Source organism: Desulfosarcina cetonica JCM 12296, assembly GCF_001311845.1.
GTDB classification, from domain to species: domain Bacteria; phylum Desulfobacterota; class Desulfobacteria; order Desulfobacterales; family Desulfosarcinaceae; genus Desulfosarcina; species Desulfosarcina cetonica.
Window position 1 is genome coordinate 1 of sequence record NZ_BBCC01000540.1, and the last position, 621, is coordinate 621.

Annotated in this window: 1 protein-coding gene and 1 pseudogene; both read left to right on the forward strand. The window is 49.1% G+C overall.

Annotated elements, in window-relative coordinates:
- Nucleotides 1-214 (forward strand): annotated as a pseudogene (locus JCM12296_RS40905) (hypothetical protein); the annotation flags it as partial.
- 9 nt (nt 215-223) lie between these two features.
- A complete protein-coding gene (locus tag JCM12296_RS35475; RefSeq protein ID WP_054702862.1) occupies nt 224-517 on the forward strand; it encodes a CHC2 zinc finger domain-containing protein in 294 nt (97 codons plus the stop codon).
- Nucleotides 518-621: the final 104 nt, after the last annotated feature.

Sequence of the window (621 nt, forward strand, 5' to 3'; positions counted from 1 at the left end):
CGCTTATATCGACAACCGCATGACGTTGGCCGGTGGAAACACCAAGATCTTCGAGACCGAGGCAAAAAACCTGATCCATGACTACACCGGCGGCGTCCCCCGCCAAATCAACAACGTCGCTACCGCCTGCCTGATCCATGCCGCATCGCGCAACCTGAAAAAAATCAATGACACGCTGGTCAACGAAACCATGAGTGAATTTAATCTGCCATAGGAGGGCACCATGGCCAACCATTACTCCGCAAGCTTTTTGCGCTCACTAAGAAATCGCATCCCCATCGACGCCGTGATTGTCGACGTGTTACAGCTGGATATCCGCCCTGATAAAACGCTGCTGCGCTTTCGATGCCCATTGTGCGATCACTTTCATACGGCGACAAATCCGAAAACCAACCTGGCACGATGTTTTGATTGCGAGAAAAACTTCAATCCCATCGATTTGGTCATTGCTGTCACTCAATGCAGCTTCGTCGATGCGGTGGAGCGATTGAAACACAAATCCCATTGGATGGGTTGACTATCCGATCAATGAACATGAGGGCAATCTGATTCAATTATTGTGGGAATGAAGGAAGGTCAGATACTTTGAGACAAACAGAGTCAACTAAACTGAGACGTAGC